Genomic DNA, 17,617 nt, shown 5'->3' on the forward strand with positions numbered 1-17,617 from the left:
AAGCCCTTGAGGCTGGCTACCCCGCCGCGCTAGCTCCGCGGGGTAGCGCCCTTGCCAAGGGTGGCGCCGTTACGGGCCTCGCCGTAGTAGTCCTTGTGCTGGTGATACGCTTCCTTGGCCTCGTCCAGATCAAGGCCTTCATCGACCTGGCGCGGGTCCGCCGGGCGCGGGAAACTATTGATATAGGCGGCGACGTCCCAGGCCTGCTGATTGCTGAGGCTGTCGGGTCTGCCCAGCGGCATGTTGGCCTTGATAAAGCCGGCGGCGGTGTTGACTCGGTGCATGCCAGCACCCCAGTTGTAGGAGTGGGGGCCCCACAGCGGCGGGAAGATATAGCGACCGTTGAGGTCTTTCTGGCCCTGGCCGTTGAGCCCGTGGCAGACGGCGCAGTTGTCGGCGAACACCTGTTCGCCGCGCTCCCGGTCGTAGTCCTGCTCGGGCTCTTCCAGGGCGGGGTAGCCGCGCCCGGGTACGTCTTCGCGCAGCGCGTTACCGTCGGCCAGCCAGGAGAAATAGCTCTCGAGATCCTTGTAGACCTGATGACCCGGGGGCGGCGGCCCGCCGCTGGGCGAGGCGGGGGCGTTCATCGAGTAGGTGAAGCAGCCGTTAACGCGGTCCTCGATGGTGTTGATCATCTTGTTCTTGCCGCGATACGCCGGGTAGTTGGTAATGGCTGCCCACATCGGTGCCGAGTTAGGCCGGCGCCCGGTGTTGAGGTGACAGTTGGCGCAGGCGAGGTCGTTGCCGGCAAACTCGCCGGCGTTGGTCCCGGTATTCAGGAAGATCTCTCGGCCGCGCTTCACGGCATCGCCGAACTCGTCGTCGGGGATGTCATCTTCATGGGGGGGCTGGTAGTAGCCCCGCGGGCCGATAGGCAGCTTGGGCGGGCCGGCGGAAAGGTCCTCCTGCCAGGCCTTGCGCTGTTCGTCGAGCTGGGTGCGCGCCGCCCGGGCGATCTGTGCGCTGCGCTCTGCCTCGGAGGTTTGCGGCGCCGGGCCGGTGACGTAGGGCAGCAGGTCGTAGTTGGCGACCAGGGTTCCCACAATAAACAGCCCCACCGCGCCGACGCCGGCATAGGCCAGGCGCCGCCGGGTAGATCTTTGCATTTTAGACGTCTTGTGATCACTCATGCTCGTCGCTCCCTCCTTGGCTATCGGCTTGGGCGGAGGTGGCCAGACGCTCGGGCGCCGGCGTTTCGAGCCGGGTCGACTGCCGGGCCGGTGGGGCAGGCAACGTGGCCATGAAATCGGCTACCGAGCGCATGTCGGCGTCGGAAAGCGCCGAGGCCACGCTGTGCATCAGCCTGCCCGGCGAGTTGTTGCGCCGCCCCGCCTTCCAGCCGGCGAGCTGGGTATAGAGGTAGCTTGGGTGCTGACCCGCCAGGGCAGGAAAGCTTTGCCCCACGCCCCAGGCGGAGGAGCCGTGGCAGCTGTAGCAGGCCGGCACGTCGAGGTTCCAGTCGCCCTCCAGCGCCAGCTCCTGGCCCCGCTCAAGGTCGCCGTTTAGCTGGGGCTTCGCGGTGCTTGAGGTGTTCATGCTCGAATAAAACTGGCCGACCGCGGCCATTTCCTCGGCGCTCAGTCCCTCGGCGATATAGCGCATGTTGTCATTCTGGCGGCGCCCGCTGGCGTAGTCGTGCAGCTGTTTGGTGATGTAGCCCGCCGACTGCCCGGCCAGGCGCGGCACGTTTTCCGCGCCCTGGGCGCCGTAGCCGTGGCAGGTGCCGCACGCCCAGTCTCGGTCGGTACCGATCCCGACCAGCGGTCCGGCGAGTTCGATGCTCGCACGTAGCGCCTCCTGGCCGAAATAGACCGCGGCCAGCGGGGAGCTGATGCTCTCGCTGTCGGGCTCTTGGGTGGCGGCCTCGGTGGGCTCGTCGGACGGTTCGGCGGAGCCTGGCTCGCCCTGGCCGTAGGTCAGCACCGCAAGGCCAAGCCCGGCGACGGCCAGCGCCGAGAGGCCGGCCAGCCGGCCGGGTGTTATCCAGGTTCGCATCAGGAGTCCTCCTCGCTAGGGGCCGAGGAGGAGAGGGTGTCGGCGACACCGAACGTATCCTCCAGCGCCTTGCCGCCCTCCCAGGGGCTCACCCGCCCGGAGAAGCGTTCGCGCTGCTCGGCCACGAATTCAGGCTCAATGCCGTCGGCCTGGTTGTCCCAGCCGCTGCGCACGTGGGTCAGAATGGCCGCAATTTGCTCGTCGTCCAGCTGGTGCCGGAAAGTCGGCATGCGCCCGTTGTAGACGCTGCCGCTGACTTCGATTTCGCCGTCCAGGCCGTGCAGCAGGATATTTACCGGGACTTCCGCCTCGGCCAGGGCGTAGTGCGAGCCGTTTAGCGGCGGCACGGCACCCTTGACGCCAGCGCCGTCGGCCTGGTGGCAGGTGCTGCAGTAGGCGGTAAATAGCCGTTGGCCATCGGCGCTCCCGGAGGCCGCCTCAACGGCGGCCTGCTCGGCGTCTTCGCCAATCTTCGGCGGCGCTTCGGCGAGCTGGCTATCGGTGAGCAGGGTGACAATGCCCCAGACCGCCAGCGCCAGCAGGATGGCGGTGACCTGCCAGGGGATGGGGTTGTAGGCCTCATAAGGGTCGAAGTGCCGGTAACGGATGCCGGCTACGAACCCCGAACGAGGACGTTTGCTGGAACGTTGGGTCATGAATCCTCCTTCTCGGCCACAAAGCCGTTGTCGCGAAGGTGATCATGTTCAGCCGGATAGGTGCGATCGAGGCTGAGCAGGTAGTCGGCCAAGTCGAGGGCGGCCTGTTTGGCGACAACGACCTTGCCCTCGGGGCGATGCTGTTCGGGAAGCTTCACCACCACGTCGTCGCTGTCTGCCTCTTCCTTGGCTTCGAAGAGGAAGGGGAAGGCCGGCATGATGCTCGTCGGCGTGATCGCTCGGGGCTGATAAAGGTGCGTCAGGTGCCACGCCCGGGAGGGCAGGCGAGCTCCAACGTTGAGCAGGTCAGGACCGGTGCGCATGGTGCCGAGCAGGTGCGGTTCGTCGTAGACGTAGTCCGCCGCGGTGGAGGCCCGCCCCCAGCCGCGGGCCGTGTCCGGCCCCTGCTCGTTGGAGCGTGGCTGCTGAGTGTGACAGTACACGCAGCCCATGCTGACATAGACATCGCGGCCGCGCTGTTCGGCCTCGCTGTAGGGCGAAAGCCCGTCGGGCGCTTCGATGGTGCGGATCTGGGCCGCGGGGCCGGCCACGAGAAACAGCGTGGCGAAGGCCAGCAGTGCCAGGGCAACGACGATCAGGGGGAGTATGCGATTCATGCTTCAGACTCCTGTACCGTGGTCGGGGAGGCCGGGTTTTCTCGGGCCTCCGGGGCCTCCTCGAAATGCCGCCGGGGGCTGAGGAACAGCACGGCCAGGTTGGCGGCAAAGACCAAGTGGCCAAGCGTCATCAGGGTGCCGCCCAGAGAGCGGCCGGCCAGGTAGGGCACGGTGAGCTCCATGCTTTCCAGCCACTCCCGGCTGGCGTCGACCATGGCCAGCCCCTGGAGCCAGCCGCCGATGCTCAGCGCGAAGAAGTAGATCGCAAAGCCGACGACGACCAGCCAGAAGTGCAGGCTGATGGCCCAGGGCATCGGCCAGGCGCGCCCGGTGATGCGCGGCATCATGTAATAGATGCCGCCGAACAGCACCAGGGCCACGAACGCGTAGGCGCCCAGGTGCGCGTGACCCACGGTGTAGTGGGTGAAGTGGGCTACGGTGCTGAAGGCCCGCACGGCCTCAAGCGAACCCTGAAGCGAGGCCAGGGTATACATGATGGCGCCCAGCGCCACAAAGCGCAGCGGCAGGCTTTCCCGCCAGGCCCAGAGGTTGCCAAGACTCAGCGTGTGCTGGTTGATGGCAACGGCAATGACGGGGACCACCATCATCACCGACTGCACGATCGAGAGCGATACCACCCAGGTAGGGATCGGGCCGCCTACCAGGTGGTGCATGCCCACCTGGCTGTAGAACAGGGCCAGGGACCAGAAACCCAGCAGCGACAGGCGATAGGAGTAGATCGGCTTGCCGATGATCTTGGGAATGAAATAGTAGGCCGCGCCGAGTCCCAGCGGGGTCAGCCAGAGCCCCAGGACGTTGTGGGCGAACCACCAGTTGGCGGTGGCCTGCTGGGCGCCGGCGTGCGTGTCCGGCAGATTGGCGATGATGAAGAGGGTAGGAAACCACACCAGGCCGGCCATGTAGTACCAGCCGGACACATAGATATGGTTCACCCGCCGGGCGGCGGCGGTAAAGAGCAGCGGGATGGCGAAACAGGCGCCGCCGAGGGCCAGCAGGATGTCGAACTGCCAGGGGATCTCGAGCCACTCCAGGCCGTCGGTCCAGCCGCTGGCGATGGCGGTCACGCCGCCCAGCACGCCGATGTTCCAGATTACCGCGCCGACCATGCCCAGCCGCGGCTTGCGCAGCGGCGTCTTGAACAGCGTGGGCACCAACCACATCGCCGTGCCGATGCCACCCAGCGAGAGGAAGCCGTAGATAACCGAGTTCAGATGCAGGGTGCGCATGCGCCCAAAGGTCAGCGGCGCGCTGCCGGTCAGCCAGTCGGGGAGGTGCAGCTTCAGCGAGGCGATGACGCCGAATACGGAGCCGAACACCAGCCAGATCGTGGCGGTGACGAACATCACGATCAGCAAACGGTGCCAGTCTCGGGTCAGCCGCGGATCCTGGATGACGCGTCGGTCGCTGTACGGCGAAGTGGGGTCATCCAGTTTGCCGGCCTCATCGTCGTCTTCGAAGACGGTTCTGGCATCGCTTTCGGTAATGCGGAACTGCTGGGTGGAAATGGCCCAGATCAGAGCGATTACCGCGATCAGCGAGGCGGCAAAGCTGAATGCCAGAAGGGACCCGATGGTGAAGTTCATGTCACCTCCGTTGGCTTGGGGCGTGCTCGCTACCAGGCGAATCGCTGCCCCGTGACATTTTAGAGTAAGAAACCAGTTTTGCGCTGTGGTTCGGATTAAAAGACTAGCAGGTTTTAGCGCGGCACCGAAGAGTGGAAGAAAGTGAGATAAAACTGATTTAGTGACAATTAGGGTCTGTTGACGTTTCATGGCAGGGGTATTGGCAGGATAGGGGCAAGCTCGCAGAATAAAGGTTCCTACGCCAACAAACTGCAAGCCTGCCATGCCCCGACAAATGCTCACGGATGAACACTGGTCGAAGCTGAAACTTATCCTGCTTCAACAAGGTATTTATGACAAGGCCGACTTGCGTACCACGGTGGAAGGCATCCTTTATCGGATGCGCACTGGCTGCCCGTGGCGAGACCTACCAGAGGTGTTTGGCCTTTGGAACACGGTCTACAAGCGTTTCAACGCCTGGTCAGCGAGTGGAAAGCTGATGAGGATTTTCAGCTCTCTGGTGGAAGATCCTGATGTTGAGTGGCTGTTCATTGATGGCTCCTACGTCAAGGCTCACCAAGACAGCACTGGAGCTGCCACGGAAGACGCAGAAGCCATTGGCAAAAGTCGTGCAGGCAATACCAGCAAGATCCACTTGGCCGTGGATGCTTATGGGTTGCCGATCGCCTTCAGAATAACCGGGGGTGAAGTGCACGACAGCACGGAAGCCCAGGCATTGATTGACGGTTTGCCGGCAGGTGACGCGCTGGTGGCTGACAAAGGCTATGACAGTGAACGTATCCGTGAGCAGGTCGAAGCCAAAGGAATGGCTGCCGTCATTCCACGCAGGCGTAACTCGAAAAAAGGAAATGCCAATCTGGACAGAGGGTTATATCGCTACCGGCATCTGGTTGAGAATGCCTTTGCTCGATTGAAACCGTATCGCGCCATTGCGACGCGCTACGATAAGCTCAAACGAAATTACGAAAGCATGGTGGCCTTGGCATGCGGCTTTTTATGGCTACCAATGTGAAACGTCAACAGGCCCTAAGCTTATCTTGTTTATATCAGTTTTCAACCGGACCGATTATCCGCGCTTAGCCGCCTTGCCTGTTCTCCCGGCTTGCTTCCATACGTCCCAGACTTTGTCCCATCGCCACCTTGGCACCGGGGGTAAAGTCGTCGAATGCTACCGGGTTTACGGTGCACATCACCACCGTGGAGCCGAGCTTGAAGCGGCCGAGCTCGGCGCCTTTTTCAAGCGTGACGGACTCGTCCAAACGGGTGCGCTGGGGCGTGCCGGCAAGCGGGGTGATCTGCCCGGCCCAGACGGTTTCGATGGCGGCCACGATCATCGCGCCGACAAGCACCACGGCAAGCGGGCCGTGCGCGGTATCAAACACGCATACCAGCCGCTCGTTGCGGGCAAAGAGCCCCGGCACATAGCCGGCGGTGGCCTGGTTGACCGAGAACAGCCGCCCGGGCACGTAGATCGTCTCGCGCAGGGTGCCGGTCATCGGCATGTGCACGCGGTGGTAGTCCTTGGGTGAGAGATACACCGTGGCGAAGCTGCCGCCGGCGAAGGTATCGGCCAGCTCGGCGTTGCCGCCGAGCAGGGTGCGGGCGGAAAAACGATGCCCCTTGGCCTGGACGAGTTCGCCGGCGGTAATGCGCCCGTACTGCGATAGCGTGCCGTCGGCGGGGCTGATGAAGCCTTCGCCCAGGGGCCGGGAGTCGTCCTTGAGCGCCCGGGTGAAGAAATCGTTGAAGGTGGTATAGGCGCGGTAGTCCGGCTCCAGCGCCTCGCGCATATCCACCTTGAAGCGCCGGATAAAGGCGCTGATCAGGGCGTTTTTCAGCCCCGGGGAACGGCACTCGGCCAGGCTGCCCGCAAGCCTTGAGATGGCGTGGTGGGGCAGCGGGTACTGCATGAGCGCAAAGGCTTTTTGGGAAAGCGTCACGGGCGTTGGTTTCCGTCGGGTGTTATCGGATCAGGTTTCAATCGGCGTGTCGTCGCGGTTGCCCCATTCGCCCCAGGAGCCGGCATAGCCGCGGATGTTGAAGCCCAGCGCGCGGCCAACAAGCCAGGTAAAGGCGCTGCGGTGATGGCCCTGGCAGTGGGTGGCGATCTCCATGTCCTGGGTAATGCCCATGGCGTCAAGCTCGGTGATCAGCTCGGCGTAGCCGCGAATGCGCAGGTCGCGCTCGGGATCCATGGCGTTGGTCCACTCCATGTTGACCGCGCCGGGAATATGGCCCAAGTGCTTGTTCTGGCCCTTTTCGCCGTTGTACTCCGCCGGCGAGCGGGCGTCCCAGACGGCAAAGTCGGCCTCGCCCAGGCGCTCCTTGATCTCGTCGCAGGTAATGCGCGCCTCGGGGTTGAGAATCTCGGCGCGGTAGTCGGTCGGCGTGGGCTTGGTGGGCTCGGTTTCCTGGGGCAGGCCCTCGGCGCGCCAGGCGGTGATGCCGCCGTTGAGGTAGGAATAGCGCCGGTGGCCGATCAGCTCAAGCGTCCACAGCAGCCGCGCGGCAAAGCCGCCGCCTTCGTCGTCGTAGGCCACCACATGAGTGTCCCGGGTAAGCCCCAGCTCGCTGAGCATGGCCGAGAGCGTGTCGATATCCGGCACCTCGCTGGGGACCGGCGCTTCGCCGCGCATCAGGCGGCGGCACTCCAGAAACACCGCGCCGGGAACGTGGCCCCGGGCGTAGCTGCCGGGGTCCTTGGGCACGTCGATGATCAGAAGCTCCGGGTCGTCAAGGTGGTCGTTGAGCGTTTCCGGCTCGACGATCAACGGCAGCAGGTGGGCTTCCGAGCTTTGCTGTGGGGTGCTCATGACAACTCCTTACGTTGACGTGGCTTATTCAGCTTGGCGTGTCCAGGCTGGCGAGAATGCGCCGATAGCTGGCAAAGCGTTGTGGATGAATATTGCCTGCCTCCACCGCGGCAAGTAAAGCGCAGCCGGGTTCGGCCCGGTGGCGGCAGTCGCGAAAGCGGCAGTGGCCCAAGTAGGGGCGAAACTCGACAAAGCCTTCGGTGACGGTGTCGGCGTCCAGGTGGGCGAGGCCGAATTCGCGGATGCCCGGGGAGTCGATGAGCACGCCGCCGTCTACCCCGGGCATGGCGTAAAGCCTGGCGGTGGTGGTGGTGTGGGTACCCTTGCGCGTCTCTTCGGACAGCGCACCGATGCGCAGGCTTTCGTCGGGCAGCAGGTGGCCTACCAGCGAGGACTTTCCCACGCCGCTCTGGCCCACCAGCACCGAGGTGCGCCCGGCGAGCTGGCGGTTGAGCGCGTCGAGCCCGGCGCTTTGTTCGGTGGTGGTGCTGACTACCGGGTAGCCTAGCGCCCGGTAGCGCTCGAGCAGCTGGCCAAGCTCCCCGCCGTCGTCGGGCAGCAGATCGACCTTGTTGAGCACCAGCACCGGGGCGATGCTGGTGGCCTCGGCGGCCACCAGGTAGCGGTCGATGAGGTTGGCGTGGGGCCTAGGTTCCACGGCAAAAACGATGAGGATCTGATCGACGTTGGCGGCGACGGGCTTGAGCCGGCCCTGAGGGTCCGGGCGGGAGAGCACGCTTTCGCGCTCGGTGGCGGCGACCACCACGCCGGAGCCGTCCTCGCCTTCGCGCCAGATGACCACATCGCCGGTGACCAGTCCCTGGAGGTTGGCGCGCAGGTGGCAGCGCACCGCCGCGCCGTCGGCGCCGCGTACTTCAAGCGTGCGCCCGAAGTGGGCAAGCACCCGGCCGGTTTGCTCGGCGCCGTATTCGCCGGCGGCCAGCTGTTCGTTCTCCCGGGCGCTGTGCCTGGCGGCGCGCTTTTCGCGTTCGGCCTGGACCTTTTCCACTCGCCAGCGCTGCTGACGGCTCAGTTTACGTTTGCTCATGGCCACCTGTTGATCGGTACAGTTGAAGGGTACACTAGCGCTTTTCCGCATTGTAACGGCTTTGGCGGCGGCTGAGTGGCCTGCCGCTGCGCCGCCGCTGAATCTATCAGGGAGCCACCATGAGCGAGACAACGCCACGCAAGGATCTTTTGATCTGGATCGACCTGGAAATGACCGGGCTGGACCCCAACAGGGAGCGCATTATCGAGGTGGCCACCCTGGTCACCGACGGCGACTTGAACACCGTGGCCGAAGGGCCGGTGATTGCGGTCAAGCAGCCCGACAGCCTGCTCGAACAGATGGACGACTGGAACCGCAAGACCCACGGCGAGTCCGGCCTGGTCAAGCGGGTTCAGGAAAGCACCACGGATACCGCCGCGGCGGAGGCGCAGACGCTTGCATTTCTGCGCCGCTACGTCGAGCCGGGCACCTCGCCCATGTGCGGTAACAGCATCCACCAGGATCGGCGCTTTCTGGAGCGTGAAATGCCCGAGCTCTGGGCATTCTTCCACTACCGCAACCTGGACGTGTCCACGGTGAAGGAGCTGGCCAAGCGCTGGAACCCGGACGCCCTCAAGGGCTTCACAAAGCGCAACGCGCACCTCGCCATGGACGATATCAAGGAGTCCATCGAGGAGCTTTCGCACTACCGCCGCACGTTTTTGCAGACCGGCAACAGCGCAGAAGACCTCTACGGCGAAGAAGAGTAGCGCTGCGGCTTAGCCGGCGGTAGCAATGCGCTGCCGGCCTTTATCGCGCTGCTCGGCCAGCGCCCAGGCCACGTGCTCGCGTACCAGCGCGCTGGGGTAAGCGCGCCTTGCCATCAGGGCGGCCTCCACCGCCGGGCTGAAGGGGGCGTTGCCCAGCGCCACGGCAACGTTGCGCAGCCAGCGCTCGTAGCCGATGCGCCGTATGGCGCTGCCGGCGGTCCTGGCGAGAAACTCTTCCTCGCCCCAGCCAAACAGCGTTAACAGCTCCGCCCGATCAAGGTCGTGGCGCGGCTGGAAGTCGTCTTCCCGAGTGGGGTGGGCAAAGCGGGTGAAGGGGCAGTAAAGCTGGCAGTCGTCGCAGCCGTAGATGCGGTTGCCCATGGCCCGGCGGTACTGTTCGGGGATCGCGCCGTGAAGCTCGATGGTGAGGTACGAGATGCACTTGCGCGCATCGACCACGCCGTCATCGACGATGGCCCCGGTGGGGCAGACGGTCTGGCAGCTGTTGCAGCTGCCGCAGTGGTCGCGCTCGAAAGGGGCGTCCACGGGGAGCGGCAGGTCGGTGTAGAGCTCGCCCAGAAAGAACAGCGAGCCGGCCTTCGGGTTGAGCAACATGGAGTTTTTGCCGAACCAGCCGAGCCCGGCCTTTTGTGCCAGCGCCCGCTCCATCACCGGGGCGGAGTCGACAAAGGCGCGGTAGCCGATCTTGCCGACCCGCGCCTCGATGCGCTGGGCGAGCGCCGCCAGGCGCTTGCGCATCAGCTTGTGGTAGTCGCGGCCCAGGGCGTAGCGCGAGATATAGGCGCTTTCGGGGCGGCTGAGTACGGCGATGCTGTCCATATCTGCCGGCAGGTAGTCCATGCGCACGCTGATCACCCGCCGCGTGCCGGGCTCAAGCTCGGCGGGGCGGGTGCGCTTGGTGCCGTGCTTGGCCATAAAGCCCATTTCGCCGTGGTAGCCCTGGTCGAGCCAGTCGTTTAGGTGGGCCTCGTGGTCGCCGCCGGGGCCTTGAGAGAGATCGGTATCGGTAATTCCCACCTGCTGAAAGCCCAGCTCGTCGCCCCAGGCTTTGATCTCGTCGGCAAGGGCGGAAAGCTCGGCCGGAGACAGCGGCGAGTCGGAAGCCTCGTCGGCGGGCGCATAGCGGGTGGGAACGTCGTTGGGAACGTCTGTGGGAACGGAGGCGGCCATGGCGGGTCAACGGTCAGACTGTCACGCTATGCTAACGTACAAGCCGCGCCGGCGCGAAACGCGCCGCACGCTTGATTCAACCCCGGCAAGAGGAGACTCCGTGAGCTCTGTGATCTCGCAGCCCCTGCGCCCGCTGTACACCGCCGGCCAGACGGGGGAAATCGACCGGCGCACCGTCGCTTCCGGTATCGAAGGCTTTGCCCTGATGCAGCGCGCCGCCGCCGGCGCCTGGCAACACCTGCGCGCCCGCTGGCCCGAGGCGCGCAGCGTTAGCGTGCTGTGCGGCGGCGGCAATAACGGCGGCGACGGCTACGTCATTGCCGCTCTGGCCGCCCAGGCCGGGCTTTCCGTGCAGTGCCTGGCGCTGAAGCCGATGGGTGAGCTTGAAGGCGATGCCGCCCGGGCGGCAGCCATGGCAAGGGCAGCGGGCGCGCCGGTCGAGGAGTGGCAGGATGACGCTGCGCTGCACGGCGAGGCGGTGGTGGACGCCATGCTGGGGACCGGCCTTGCCGGCGACGTCAGGGGAGCCTACCGCCAGGCGATTGACGCGATCAACCGCGCCGGTAAGCCGACGCTGGCGGTGGATATTCCTTCGGGGCTGGCCGCGGATACCGGCGCGCTGCTGGGCGTGGCGGTGCGCGCCGACGCCACGGTGACGTTCATCGCCGACAAGCTGGGGCTTTATACCGGCAGGGCGCCCGACCATACCGGCGAGGTGATGTTTTGCCCGCTGGGCGTCGACGCCCGGGCGTTTGATGACATTGTGCCGCGCGGCGTGTTGCTGAGCGCAAGCCGGCTGGCCGAGGCCTTTGCCCCGCGCCGGCGCACCGCGCACAAGGGCGACATGGGCCACGTGCTGGTGCTGGGCGGTGCGCCGGGTATGGGCGGCGCGGCGCTGATTGCCACCCAGGCCGCCGCCCGGCTGGGCGCGGGCAAGGTAAGCCTGGCCACCGCGCCGGAGCACGTCGGCGCCAGCTTGATCCGCTGCCCGGAAGTCATGGCCCACGGCGTATGCGGCGGGGCGGACCTGGCCGGGCTGGTGGAGCAGAGCGACGTGCTGGTGGTGGGCCCCGGCATCGGTCAGGGCGCCTTTGGCCAGGCCGTGCTGGCCGCGGCGCTTGAGAGCGACAGGCCGCTGGTGGTGGACGCCGACGCGCTGAACCTGCTGGCCGCGCGCTTTACCGCTGAGCGCCGCGATAGCTGGGTGCTGACGCCGCACCCCGGCGAGGCGGGCCGCCTGCTGGGCATCACCGCCGCCGAGGTCGAAGCCGACCGGCCGGCGGCGGCCGAAGCGCTGCGCCGCCGCTACGGCGGCACTATCGTCCTCAAGGGCGCCGGCACCCTGGTCGCCGGCCCCGGGGGGCTTGGTGTCTGCCCCTACGGCAACCCGGGCATGGCCAGCGGCGGCATGGGCGATGCCCTGGCGGGGATGCTCGGGGCGCTGGCCGGTCAGCGCGGCATGAATGATGACAGCGTCCGGCTCGGCGTGCTGATTCACGCCCTGGCGGCGGATATGGCCGCCCGGGACCACGGCGAACGTGGTTTGCTGGCGAGCGATCTGGCATCCTGTGCGCGCCGGCTGATCAACCCCGGGTCTGACAGTTTGCCATCAAGGTACTCATTATCATCAAGGTATTAGCCCCATGCAGGTGCAACTCCCCGACGAGAGCGCGCACGTCGCGTTCGGCGAAACCCTGGGCCGACTGTTTCAAGGCCGCGGGCGCCTTTATCTACACGGTGACCTGGGCGCGGGGAAGACCACGCTCACCCGCGGCGTGCTGCGCGCCTACGGCTACGAAGGCGCGGTGAAAAGCCCCACCTATACGCTGGTCGAGCCCTACGCGCTTGACGGCAAGCGCGTCTATCATCTGGATCTTTATCGCCTGGGTGACCCCGAGGAGCTCGAGTTCATCGGCGGGCGCGACGTCTTCGCCGACGACGCCCTTTGCGTAGTCGAGTGGCCCAGCCGCGGCGCGGGCTGGCTGCCCCCGGCGGATGTGGACCTGACGCTGGACGTCGCCGGGGCCGGGCGCCGCGCGCGGCTGGAAAGCGCAACGGTCAGGGGCGAGGCGCTGCTTGCCGAGCTGGCAGACGCTCGCGGGTTAGACGACGACGCAGCCGGCTTCCGGGGCGACGTGTGATGGCGGCGCGGGAAAGGATGCGCAGAGCGAAGCTGGCGGTGCTCATGGCGCTGGGCCTGGCGCTGCCCGCCGTCTCGCAGGCGGCAACGGTGGACAGCGTGCGCCTGTGGGCGGCGCCGGACCACGCCCGGCTGGTGTTTGATCTGTCCGAGCCGGCCAAGGCCGAAGTGTTTGCGCTGGACTCGCCGTCAAGGCTGGTGATCGACCTGGCGGACAGCGATCTGCAGGCAAAGATGGACGATCTGCCCCTGGAGGGCAGCGCAATTTCGGCGGTGCGCACCGGCGTGCGCGAGGGCGACGATCTGCGCGTGGTGCTCGAGCTCAGCCGTGATATCGAGCCGCGCCATTTCAACCTGGCGCCCAACGAAGAGTACGGTCACCGGCTGGTAGTGGATCTGGAATACCCGGGCGAAAGCGCGGTGGAAAACCCCATCGACCCCATCGAGTCGATGATCCGCGAGCAGGAAATCGCCGCCAAGCGCGCCAGTACCAAAGCCAAGGCGCTGGGCAAAGCGCCCGAGGAGACGTCCGTCGTCGAGCAGGCCGAACCGCACCCGCGGCGCGATATCATCATTGCCGTGGATGCCGGCCACGGCGGCGAGGATACCGGCGCGGTGGGCCCCGGCGGCACCCGGGAGAAGGACGTGGTGCTTGAGATCAGCCAGCGGCTGGCCGCGCGCATCAACGCCGTCGAAGGGTTCAAGGCGGTATTGATCCGCGACGGCGACTACTACCTTGGCCTGCGCCAGCGCACGCGCCTGGCCCGGGAGCAGAAGGTGGATTTCTTCGTCTCGATCCACGCCGACGCCTTTACTAGCCCGCGGCCCCAGGGCAGCTCGGTATTTGCGCTGTCCCAGCGCGGGGCAACGTCGGAAACCGCCCAGTGGCTGGCCGACAGCGAAAACCGCTCGGATTTGATCGGCGGGGTGGACGGCAACCTTTCGCTGCGCGACAAGGACCAGGTGCTGCGCGGGGTGCTACTCGACCTGACCATGACCGCCACGCTCAACGACTCGCTGACCATCGGCGGCCAGGTGCTTGACCAGCTGGGGCGGATCAACCACCTGCACAAGTCCCGGGTCGAGCAGGCCGGCTTTGTGGTGCTCAAGTCGCCGGATATTCCGTCGCTGCTGGTGGAGACCGGGTTTATTTCCAACCCCACCGAAGAGGAGCGCCTGGCAACGCCGTCGCACCAGGAAAGCCTGGCCAAGGCGATATTCGGCGGTGTCCGCAAGCACTTTGAGCGCCATCCGCCGCCGGCCAGCCTGCTGGCTTGGCAGCGCGACCACGACCGTCGCCCCGGCAGCGACGAGTATCGCATTCAACAGGGCGACACGCTGTCGGCCATTGCTTCGCGCCACAACGTGCCGGTGGGCCGCCTGCGCCAGGCCAACGAGCTCAACGGCGACGTGATCCGCGTCGGCCAGGTGCTGCATATTCCCGAATCCTGACAAGGTGAGTGTTGGAGGTAGATAGTGGACGATAACGCGGCCGCAGCGCCCAGAATCCACGTGCTCGACCCGCGCCTGGCCAACCAGATATCCGCTGGCGAAGTGGTCGAACGCCCGGCGGCGGTGGCCAAGGAGCTGATGGAAAACGCCATCGACGCCGCCGCCCGGCGCATCGAAGTCGAGGTGGAGCAGGGCGGCGCGCGGCTGATCAAGGTGCGCGACGACGGCACCGGTATCGCCGAAGGCGACATGGCCCGGGCGCTGTCCCGCCACGCCACGAGCAAGATTGAAAACCTCGACGACCTGGAGGGCGTAAGCTCGCTGGGGTTTCGCGGCGAGGCGCTGGCCTCGATCAGCGCGGTATCCAGGCTTTCGCTGACCTCCAATGCCCTAGACGACCCCCGCGAAGGCTTTCGCGTGGTGGCCGAGGGGCGCAGCATGGAGGCCCGGGTCACCCCGGCGCCGCACCCCCGCGGCACCAGCGTCGAGGTGCGCGATCTGTTCTTCAACACGCCGGCCCGGCGCAAGTTCCTGCGCACCGAAAAAACCGAGTTTGCCCACCTGGAAGAGGCGTTTCGCCGCCAGGCGCTGTCGCGCTACGACGTCGCCTGGACGCTGCGCCACAACCGCAAGACCGTTCACCAGCTGCCGCCGGGCGACTCGCCCGCCGCCCGGGAGCGGCGTATCGCCTCGCTTCTGGGCAAGACCTTTATCGAGCACGCCCGCTACATCGAGCGCCAGGTGGGCGATCTGCGCCTGTCCGGCTGGGTGGGGCTGCCTACGCACTCCCGAGCTCAGGCCGACCAGCAGTACTTTTTCGTCAACGGCCGGGTAGTCCGCGACCGCCTGGTGGCCCACGCCGTGCGCCAGGCCTACCGCGACGTGCTCTACGGCGGCCGCCACCCGGTCTTTGTGCTCTACCTGGACGTAGACCCGGACGTGGTCGACGTCAACGTCCACCCGACCAAGCACGAAGTGCGCTTTCGCGACGGGCGCACGGTACACGACTTTCTGTTTTCCAGCCTGCATCACTGCCTGGCCGACACCCGGCCCGACGCCGTAGCCGAGCCGTCCGCCGCGGAGGCCCACGCTGGCGCCTCGGAGGAAGCGACGCAGGGCGGTGTGGGCGCAGACGACGGCCGCTTCGAGCAGCAGGGCATGGCGCTTGCGCCCGCGCCCGGCCACCATGCCGGATCGTCTTCGCCGGCGGGCCCGCCCGGCGGCGCCGGCCACCCGGGGGCCGCCAAGGTGCGCCGCTTTATGCAGGGCTACCAGGCGCTGCACCCGGACCACGAAGAGACGCTGTTGACGCCGCGTGCGCCGGAAGACAGCGCCCGGGAGGTGCGCCAGGCGCCGACGCCTGAGGCGTCCGCCATGCCCGCGGCCGACCCCGCCGCCGCGCCGCCGCTGGGTTTTGCCCTGGGCCAGCTGCACGGCGTGTTCATCCTCGCCCAGAACGCCAGGGGGCTGGTGATCGTCGATATGCACGCCGCCCACGAGCGCATCGTCTACGAGCGCATGAAGCGCCAGCTGGACGCCGCCGGCGTGGACGCCCAGCCGCTGCTGGTGCCGGTGTCGCTTTCCGCCAGCGGTCGCGAGGTGGCCGCCGCGGAAAGCGAGCGCGAGGCCATCGAAAAGCTCGGCATCACCCTGGACGTGGCCGGCCCCGAGACGCTGCTGGTGCGCCAGCTGCCGGCGCTTTTGTCAGGCGCCGATCCGGAAGCGCTGGTGCGCGCCATGCTCGAGGAGCTCGAGCGCTACGGCCGCACCCGCCAGGTCGAGGCGCACATTCACGAGCTGCTGTCGACCATGGCCTGCCACGGCAGCGTGCGCGCCAACCGCCGCCTGACGATCGACGAGATGAACGCGCTGCTGCGCGATATGGAGCGCACCGAGCGCAGCGACCAGTGCAACCACGGCCGCCCGACCTGGACGCAGATGAACATGCAGGCGCTGGACCGGCTGTTTTTACGCGGCCAATAGGCGGCCAGCAGAGTGTTACAGGAGCTACCAGGTTCATGACCGACTCACGCCCGCCGGCGATTTTTTTGATGGGGCCCACCGCCTCGGGCAAGACCGATGCGGCGATCGCTCTGCACGAGCGGCTGGGCTGCGAGATCGTAAGCGTCGACTCCGCCATGGTCTATCGCGGGCTGGATATCGGCAGCGCCAAGCCTGACGCCTGCGAGCTTGCCCGGGCGCCGCACCGGCTGATCGACATCCGTGACCCGGCGGACCCGTATTCGGCGGCGGATTTTCGCCGGGATGCGCTGTATGAGATGCGCGAGATCACCGCCCGGGGCCGGATTCCGCTGCTCACCGGCGGCACCATGCTGTATTACAAGCAGCTGCTGGACGGCGTTGATAACCTGCCGCCGTCCGACTCGGCCATCCGCGCGCGGCTCGAGGCCGAGCAGGCTCGGGACGGCCTGGTGGCCTTGCACCGCCGCCTGGGGCAGGTGGACCCGGCCGCCGCCGCGCGCCTTCACCCCAACGACCCCCAGCGCATTCTGCGCGCTCTGGAAGTTTTCGAGGCGAGCGGGCGCACGCTCACCGAGCTTTGGGCCGAGCAGCGCCCGGAAACCTTTCCCTGGCGGGTGCTGTCCATAGCCCTGGCGCCCGCCGATCGCGCCGTGCTGCACCGGCGAATCGCCACTCGTTTTGCCGCAATGCTCGACAAGGGGTTGATAGATGAGGTCGTCGCCCTCAGAAAGCGTAGTGATCTGCACGCTGATCTGCCGTCGATGAAAAGCGTGGGTTACCGCCAGGTGTGGGCTTATCTGGACGGCGAGTACGACCGCGAGGCGCTGGTCGAGCGCGGCGTCATTGCCACGCGCCAGCTGGCCAAGCGCCAGCTGACCTGGCTGCGCCGCTGGCAGGGCCTGCACTGGGTAGATGCCACGGACGCCGGGGCGCTTGAGCGCGTCATGGCGCTGGCCGGCCACGGCGCCGGCTGAAATAGGCGCTTTTAAGGCCGTGCGTGAGCGCGCCGCTTAGCGTAAGATGAGCGCTTTATCGTTAGCGTTTTCGAGCGGTCGCGCGCCGGCCTTTCGGGTAACCCTGCTGCAGGGCGCCTCTGGCGCACTTTTAATAACCAACTCCAAGACAGTTTGGGAGAGCATCATGTCCAAAGGGCAGTCCCTTCAAGACCCGTACCTGAATATCCTGCGCAAGGAGCGCATTCCGGTGTCCATTTTCCTGGTCAACGGCATCAAGCTTCAGGGTCAGATCGAGTCATTCGACCAGTTTGTCATTCTGCTGCGCAACACCGTCAGCCAGATGGTCTACAAGCACGCGATTTCCACCGTTGTGCCGTCGCGCAACGTGCGCCTTCCGGCATCGGACACCGGCGACGTCGAGGCCTAATGCTGCACCAACCAAGCCATGAGGT

17 protein-coding genes are annotated in these 17,617 nt (G+C 66.4%); 8 read left to right on the plus strand and 9 right to left on the minus strand.

The annotated features are described in order from the left end of the window. Nucleotides 1-29 precede the first annotated feature (29 nt). From ACZ46Y_RS06050 to ACZ46Y_RS06070, 5 genes are read right to left on the minus strand one after another with little or no spacing between them, the layout of a single operon-like run. Nucleotides 30-1,130: a c-type cytochrome gene (locus ACZ46Y_RS06050; protein ID WP_311957687.1), complete on the minus strand. Its 1,101-nt coding sequence runs from the start codon at nt 1,128-1,130 to the stop codon at nt 30-32. Continuing rightward, complete coding sequence (locus ACZ46Y_RS06055; RefSeq protein ID WP_311957685.1) at nt 1,123-1,995, minus strand: c-type cytochrome; 873 nt, start codon at nt 1,993-1,995, stop codon at nt 1,123-1,125. The genes ACZ46Y_RS06050 and ACZ46Y_RS06055 overlap by 8 nt, the downstream gene beginning before the upstream one ends. Beyond that, nucleotides 1,995-2,651, minus strand: coding sequence for a c-type cytochrome (locus ACZ46Y_RS06060; protein WP_311957683.1), 657 nt, complete (start codon nt 2,649-2,651; stop codon nt 1,995-1,997). Before ACZ46Y_RS06060 ends, ACZ46Y_RS06055 begins: the two co-directional genes overlap by 1 nt. Beyond that, nucleotides 2,648-3,268 carry a cbb3-type cytochrome c oxidase subunit II gene (locus tag ACZ46Y_RS06065; RefSeq protein WP_311957682.1) on the minus strand — a complete coding sequence of 207 codons (621 nt, stop codon included), beginning with the start codon at nt 3,266-3,268 and terminating at the stop codon, nt 2,648-2,650. Before ACZ46Y_RS06065 ends, ACZ46Y_RS06060 begins: the two co-directional genes overlap by 4 nt. After that, complete coding sequence (locus tag ACZ46Y_RS06070) at nt 3,265-4,872, minus strand: cbb3-type cytochrome c oxidase subunit I (RefSeq protein WP_311957681.1); 1,608 nt, start codon at nt 4,870-4,872, stop codon at nt 3,265-3,267. Before ACZ46Y_RS06070 ends, ACZ46Y_RS06065 begins: the two co-directional genes overlap by 4 nt. A 262-nt stretch (nt 4,873-5,134) precedes the next feature. Here ACZ46Y_RS06070 and ACZ46Y_RS06075 point away from each other — a divergent pair, with 262 nt between their 5' ends. Further along, nucleotides 5,135-5,884: an IS5 family transposase gene (locus ACZ46Y_RS06075; protein WP_464380033.1), complete on the plus strand. Its 750-nt coding sequence runs from the start codon at nt 5,135-5,137 to the stop codon at nt 5,882-5,884. 64 nt (nt 5,885-5,948) lie between these two features. Here the strand turns inward: ACZ46Y_RS06075 and asd are convergent, their stop codons facing one another. Genes asd through rsgA form a run of 3 tightly spaced genes read right to left on the minus strand, consistent with a single transcriptional unit; the run spans nt 5,949 to nt 8,733 of the window. Beyond that, on the minus strand, nt 5,949-6,812 hold the full coding sequence (gene asd, locus ACZ46Y_RS06080) for an archaetidylserine decarboxylase (protein WP_311955023.1): 864 nt from the start codon (nt 6,810-6,812) through the stop codon (nt 5,949-5,951). A 30-nt stretch (nt 6,813-6,842) separates the two neighbouring features. After that, the gene (locus ACZ46Y_RS06085; protein ID WP_311955024.1) at nt 6,843-7,685 is read right to left on the minus strand and encodes a sulfurtransferase; all 843 of its coding nucleotides are present in this window, start codon (nt 7,683-7,685) and stop codon (nt 6,843-6,845) included. 28 nt (nt 7,686-7,713) lie between these two features. Continuing rightward, on the minus strand, nt 7,714-8,733 hold the full coding sequence (rsgA, locus tag ACZ46Y_RS06090; RefSeq protein ID WP_311955025.1) for a small ribosomal subunit biogenesis GTPase RsgA: 1,020 nt from the start codon (nt 8,731-8,733) through the stop codon (nt 7,714-7,716). A 119-nt stretch (nt 8,734-8,852) separates the two neighbouring features. Between rsgA and orn the strand changes: the two genes are divergently transcribed. Beyond that, entirely contained in the window at nt 8,853-9,443 is a 591-nt protein-coding gene (orn, locus tag ACZ46Y_RS06095) for an oligoribonuclease (RefSeq protein ID WP_311955026.1), read from the plus strand. Between the two features lie 9 nt (nt 9,444-9,452). Here the strand turns inward: orn and queG are convergent, their stop codons facing one another. Beyond that, on the minus strand, nt 9,453-10,634 hold the full coding sequence (gene queG, locus ACZ46Y_RS06100) for a tRNA epoxyqueuosine(34) reductase QueG (RefSeq protein ID WP_376717583.1): 1,182 nt from the start codon (nt 10,632-10,634) through the stop codon (nt 9,453-9,455). Nucleotides 10,635-10,734: 100 nt separating this feature from the next. Here queG and ACZ46Y_RS06105 point away from each other — a divergent pair, with 100 nt between their 5' ends. The 6 genes from ACZ46Y_RS06105 (at nt 10,735) to hfq (ending at nt 17,592) form a co-directional block, all read left to right on the plus strand. Continuing rightward, nucleotides 10,735-12,273 carry an NAD(P)H-hydrate dehydratase gene (locus tag ACZ46Y_RS06105; protein WP_311955027.1) on the plus strand — a complete coding sequence of 513 codons (1,539 nt, stop codon included), beginning with the start codon at nt 10,735-10,737 and terminating at the stop codon, nt 12,271-12,273. A 4-nt stretch (nt 12,274-12,277) separates the two neighbouring features. Next, nucleotides 12,278-12,775 (plus strand): tRNA (adenosine(37)-N6)-threonylcarbamoyltransferase complex ATPase subunit type 1 TsaE, encoded by a 498-nt coding sequence (gene tsaE, locus ACZ46Y_RS06110; protein WP_311955028.1) that lies wholly within the window; start codon nt 12,278-12,280, stop codon nt 12,773-12,775. 17 nt (nt 12,776-12,792) lie between these two features. After that, entirely contained in the window at nt 12,793-14,226 is a 1,434-nt protein-coding gene (locus ACZ46Y_RS06115; RefSeq protein WP_311955029.1) for an N-acetylmuramoyl-L-alanine amidase, read from the plus strand. Between the two features lie 24 nt (nt 14,227-14,250). Beyond that, entirely contained in the window at nt 14,251-16,209 is a 1,959-nt protein-coding gene (mutL, locus tag ACZ46Y_RS06120; RefSeq protein WP_311955030.1) for a DNA mismatch repair endonuclease MutL, read from the plus strand. A 35-nt stretch (nt 16,210-16,244) separates the two neighbouring features. After that, entirely contained in the window at nt 16,245-17,183 is a 939-nt protein-coding gene (gene miaA / locus ACZ46Y_RS06125; RefSeq protein WP_311955031.1) for a tRNA (adenosine(37)-N6)-dimethylallyltransferase MiaA, read from the plus strand. A 166-nt stretch (nt 17,184-17,349) separates the two neighbouring features. Further along, nucleotides 17,350-17,592, plus strand: a complete 243-nt coding sequence (hfq, locus tag ACZ46Y_RS06130) for an RNA chaperone Hfq (RefSeq protein WP_311955032.1) — start codon at nt 17,350-17,352, stop codon at nt 17,590-17,592. Nucleotides 17,593-17,617 lie beyond the last annotated feature (25 nt).

The sequence above is a fragment of the Halomonas garicola genome, from assembly GCF_055382465.1.

Excerpts from the sequence above, each read along its gene's own strand:
- ACZ46Y_RS06050 (WP_311957687.1), bottom strand. The coding sequence starts at position 1,130 with ATGAGTGATCACAAGACGTCTAAAATGCAAAGATCTACCCGGCGGCGC.
- ACZ46Y_RS06055 (WP_311957685.1), bottom strand. The coding sequence starts at position 1,995 with ATGCGAACCTGGATAACACCCGGCCGGCTGGCCGGCCTCTCGGCGCTG.
- ACZ46Y_RS06060 (WP_311957683.1), bottom strand. The coding sequence starts at position 2,651 with ATGACCCAACGTTCCAGCAAACGTCCTCGTTCGGGGTTCGTAGCCGGC.
- ACZ46Y_RS06065 (WP_311957682.1), bottom strand. The coding sequence starts at position 3,268 with ATGAATCGCATACTCCCCCTGATCGTCGTTGCCCTGGCACTGCTGGCC.
- ACZ46Y_RS06070 (WP_311957681.1), bottom strand. The coding sequence starts at position 4,872 with ATGAACTTCACCATCGGGTCCCTTCTGGCATTCAGCTTTGCCGCCTCG.
- ACZ46Y_RS06075 (WP_464380033.1), top strand. The coding sequence starts at position 5,135 with ATGCCCCGACAAATGCTCACGGATGAACACTGGTCGAAGCTGAAACTT.
- ACZ46Y_RS06085 (WP_311955024.1), bottom strand. The coding sequence starts at position 7,685 with ATGAGCACCCCACAGCAAAGCTCGGAAGCCCACCTGCTGCCGTTGATC.
- rsgA (WP_311955025.1), bottom strand. The coding sequence starts at position 8,733 with ATGAGCAAACGTAAACTGAGCCGTCAGCAGCGCTGGCGAGTGGAAAAG.
- orn (WP_311955026.1), top strand. The coding sequence starts at position 8,853 with ATGAGCGAGACAACGCCACGCAAGGATCTTTTGATCTGGATCGACCTG.
- queG (WP_376717583.1), bottom strand. The coding sequence starts at position 10,634 with ATGGCCGCCTCCGTTCCCACAGACGTTCCCAACGACGTTCCCACCCGC.
- tsaE (WP_311955028.1), top strand. The coding sequence starts at position 12,278 with ATGCAGGTGCAACTCCCCGACGAGAGCGCGCACGTCGCGTTCGGCGAA.
- ACZ46Y_RS06115 (WP_311955029.1), top strand. The coding sequence starts at position 12,793 with ATGCGCAGAGCGAAGCTGGCGGTGCTCATGGCGCTGGGCCTGGCGCTG.
- miaA (WP_311955031.1), top strand. The coding sequence starts at position 16,245 with ATGACCGACTCACGCCCGCCGGCGATTTTTTTGATGGGGCCCACCGCC.
- hfq (WP_311955032.1), top strand. The coding sequence starts at position 17,350 with ATGTCCAAAGGGCAGTCCCTTCAAGACCCGTACCTGAATATCCTGCGC.